The following is a 4,138-nucleotide window of genomic DNA, read 5'->3' as shown; positions in this document are numbered from 1 at the left end:
GCGCTCGGCGCGGTCGTGTGGGCCGTCCCGGTCCCGTATCTCGTCGAGCTGCCCGGCCCCGTCTACAACACGCTCGGGTCGGAGAACGGCAAGGAGCTCATCTCGATCCAGGGGCACGAGACGTACCCCACGCATGGGGACCTCGACCTCACCACGGTCTACGTCGAGGGCGGGCCGAACTCGGACGTGAGCCTGCTTGGCCTGGTCCGCGCGTCGCTCGACCCGTCGGAGACGATCACCCCGGTCGACGCCGTGTACCCCAAGGGCACCACGAAGCAGCAGGTGAGCCAGGAAAACGCGACGGAGATGCAGAATTCACAGGACAACGCCACCGCGGCCGCGCTCAAGAACCTCGCGATTCCGTTCACCCAGCAGATCAAGGTCGCGACGCTCGTGGACAACTCAGCCTCCTCGGGCAAGCTCGAGCCCCAGGACGCGATCGTCAGCGTTGCCGGGCAGCACGTCGACTCGCTCGCGTCGATCCAGAAGCTCGTCGCCGCGTCGCAGGGCAAGCCGATCGACGTCGGCTTCGAGCGGAACGGCGTGGCCCACACCGTGTCGATCACGCCCCGGGACGCGGGGCAGGGACACTTCCTGCTCGGCTTCACGGTGACGTATGCCTTCTCCTTCCCGTTCAAGGTCGACTTCGGGCTCAGCCAGGTGGGCGGCCCGAGCGCTGGGATGATGTTCGCGCTGGGAATCATCGACAAGCTCACGCCCGGCGATCTCACGAACGGCAAGCAGGTCGCGGGGACGGGCACCATCTCCCCGGACGGCACCGTGGGGGAGATCGGCGGCATCGTCCAGAAGCTCAAGGGTGCCCGCTCGCACGGCGCGACCCTCTTCCTCGCCCCGGCAGGGAACTGCAACGACGTCGTGGGGCACATCCCGGACGGGCTCGCCGTCGTCCGCGTCGACACGCTCGACGCAGCGCGGAAGGCCGTCGAAACCTACGCACAGGGGGGCAATCCCGCGTCGCTGCCCCAATGCACCAAGAGCTGACCCGCTCGGAAGGGACCACCGACGCCGAATCGTTACCGCTCCGCGCGAAACCGGGGGAACTCCGTACGCGGTCGGTCCGTGCTTGACTTAGGCGGGGTGCTCTGCGTGCCCCCGCTGCATCGCGCCCACCGAGTGAAGAGGTCACCGTGACAGCCCGTCCAGAAGGCAGCAGCCCGCGTCCCCTGAGGAAGCGGCGCGGGCCCCTCATCCCGACGATCATCATCGCCGTCGTTCTCGTGGTCGGCTTCGTGTTCTTCGCGCAGGTCTGGTCGGACGTCCTGTGGTACCAGCAGCTCGGCTTCATCCAGGTCTTCATCACGCAGAACCTCGCGCGCGGCCTCGTCTTCATCGCGGGCGGGCTTGGGATGGGCGTCTCGGTGTACGCGGCGATCAAGCTCGCCTACCGTGCGCGGCCGGTCTACGCGCCCGACGGCGGCCCCCAGGACGCGCTGAGCCGGTACCAAGCGCAGCTCGAACCCGTGCGACGCGTCGTGATGGCGGGCGTGCCCATCGTCTTCGGGCTGTTCGCGGGGGCGGCGGCCGCGAGCCAGTGGCAGAAGGTCGTGCTCTTCTTCAACCAGGTCCCGTTCGGCCAGAACGATCCGCAGTTCGGCCTCGACATGGGCTTCTACATGTTCACGCTCCCGTTCCTCGGGACGGTCGTGGGCTACCTCCTCGGCGTCGTCGTGATCGCGGGTATCGCGGGCCTCCTGACCCACTACCTCTACGGCTCGATCCGGATCAGCGAGCGGGGCATCTACACGGCCCGCGCCGCGCATCTGCATCTCGCGATCAGCGGTGCGGTCCTCCTGATCCTGATCGCCGTGAACTTCTGGCTCGACCGGTACTCGACGCTGCAGAACTCGGGCCCTCGCTGGTCCGGCGCGATGTACACGGACGTCAACGCCGTCATTCCGACCAAGGCGATCCTCGCGATTGCGGCGACGATCGTTGCGATCCTGTTCCTCGTCGCCGCGGCGATCGGGCGTTGGCGCCTCCCGCTCATCGGCACGGCAATGCTCGTCATCACGGGGATCTTCGCGGGCGGCATCTACCCGTGGGTCATCCAGCAGTTCCAGGTCACGCCCTCCGAGAAAACGCTCGAGAGTCCCTACATCGATCGCAACATCTCCCTCACACGCGAGGCATATGGCCTCGACAAGGTCGAGGTGAGTCCGTACAACGCGACGACCTCGGCGAGCCAGTCGGCCCTCGCCCAGGACGCCCAGACCACCGCGAGCGTGCGGCTTTTCGACCCGACTCTGGTCTCCTCGACGTTCCAGCAGCTCGAGCAGTACCGGCCGTACTACCAGTTCTCGTCCGCGCTCAACGTGGACCGCTACGCGGTGGACAGCAAGGTCCAGGACACCGTGATCGCCGTGCGCGAGCTCAACCTCGGCGGCCTGAGCCAGAACCAGCAGTCCTGGTACAACACGCACATCGTGTACACGCACGGCTATGGCGTGGTCGCGGCGTACGGCAACCAGGCGACCACGGACGGCAAGCCCGTGTTCATGCAGTCCGGCATCCCCTCGACGGGGGTCCTCGGCACGGAGGAGACGTACCAGCCGCGCATCTACTTCGGCCAGTACTCGCCCGACTACTCGGTCGTCGGGGCATCCTCCGGCTCCCAGCCGCGCGAGCAGGACAAGCCGCAGGGCAGCCAGGGCGACACGCTCTACACGTACACCGGAAACGGCGGTCCGAACGTCGGCAACCTCTTCAATCGACTCGTCTACGCGGTCAAGTTCCAGAGCACGGACCTTCTCTTCTCAGACGGCGTGAACGACAAGTCTCAGATCCTGTACGACCGCGACCCGCGCACGCGCGTGGCGAAGGTCGCCCCGTACCTCACGCTCGACGGCACGGCGTATCCGGCGATCGTGGACGGCCGCGTGAAGTGGATCGTCGACGGCTACACGACGAGCCAGTACTTCCCGTACTCGCAGCAGCAGCAGCTCCAGCAGGTCACCGCCGACTCACAGACCGGGACGGGGCGCAACGCCGCGCTGCCGGCCTCGAGCATCAACTACATCCGGAACTCGGTCAAGGCCACGGTCGACGCGTTCGACGGTTCCGTGAGCCTCTACGCGTGGGACGATCAGGACCCCGTGCTCCGCACGTGGGAGAAGGTCTTTCCCGCTACCGTCAAGCCGCTCTCCGAGATGTCCGGCCAGCTCATGAGCCACGTGCGCTACCCCGAGGACCTCTTCAAGGCACAACGCGAGCTCCTGACCCGGTACCACGTGACGGATCCCGCGAGCTTCTACCAGAACGACGACGTGTGGAGCGTCCCAGCCGACCCGACACAGGGGAGCGGGGCGAAGCAGCCGCCCTACTACATGTCGCTCCAGATGCCAGACCAGAAGACCCCGGCATTCCAGCTCACGTCGAGCTTCATCCCGCAGACCGTCGAGGCCGGCAAGTCGCGTGACGTCATGTACGGCTTCCTCGCGGCCGACTCGGACGCCGGAAACAAGGCCGGCGTCAAGGGTTCCGAATACGGCAAGCTCCGGCTCTTGAGGCTTCCGACGGACACGACCGTGCCCGGTCCCGGCCAGGTCCAGTCGAAATTCGACTCCGATCCAAGCGTGTCCACGTCGCTCAACCTCTTGAGACAGGGTGCGTCAAAGGTCCAAAGCGGCAATCTCCTGACGCTGCCCGTGGGTGGCGGCCTCCTCTACGTGCAGCCCGTGTATGTGCAGTCGACCGGCGCGACGTCGTACCCGACGCTTCAACGTGTGCTCGTGGCGTTCGGCGACAAGGTCGGCTTCGCGCCCAACCTTCCTGCGGCCCTCAATGCCCTGTTCGGCGGTGACACGGGCTCCTCGCCGGGCGGCACAACGGGCGGAGGCGCCCAACCCCCGTCGACGGGCACGCAACCGCCGAGCGACGCCACGGCACAGCTCAATCAGGCGCTGAGCGACGCGAAACAGGCCCTCCAAGACAGCCAATCCGCGCTCTCCAAGGGTGACTTCGCGGCGTACGGCGACGCGCAGAAGCGCCTCTCGGACGCCGTGCAGCGCGCCATCACCGCCGAATCGAAGATCCCGGGGGCGCAGAACCAAGGCACATCGGTGACGACGCCCAGCCCCACGAGCTCCGCGTCGTCGGGTGCGACCCCGTCACCGAGCCC

At 67.1% G+C, this 4,138-nt stretch carries 2 protein-coding genes; both read left to right on the top strand.

Annotated features, from left to right (window positions below; all coding sequences use genetic code 11):
* The coding region (locus ACLN58_RS18885) for a PDZ domain-containing protein (RefSeq protein WP_415856779.1) at nucleotides 1–1,002 on the top strand (1,002 nt) is incomplete at its 5' end.
* 182 nt (nucleotides 1,003–1,184) lie between these two features.
* On the top strand, nucleotides 1,185–4,138 hold a 2,954-nt coding region (locus tag ACLN58_RS18880), incomplete at its 3' end, for a UPF0182 family protein (protein ID WP_415856780.1).

Origin of the sequence: Sinomonas sp. G460-2 (assembly GCF_047759905.1) — a bacterium.
Classification (GTDB): Bacteria; Actinomycetota; Actinomycetes; order Actinomycetales; family Micrococcaceae; genus Sinomonas.
This window is presented reverse-complemented; position numbering and strand designations above follow the sequence as displayed.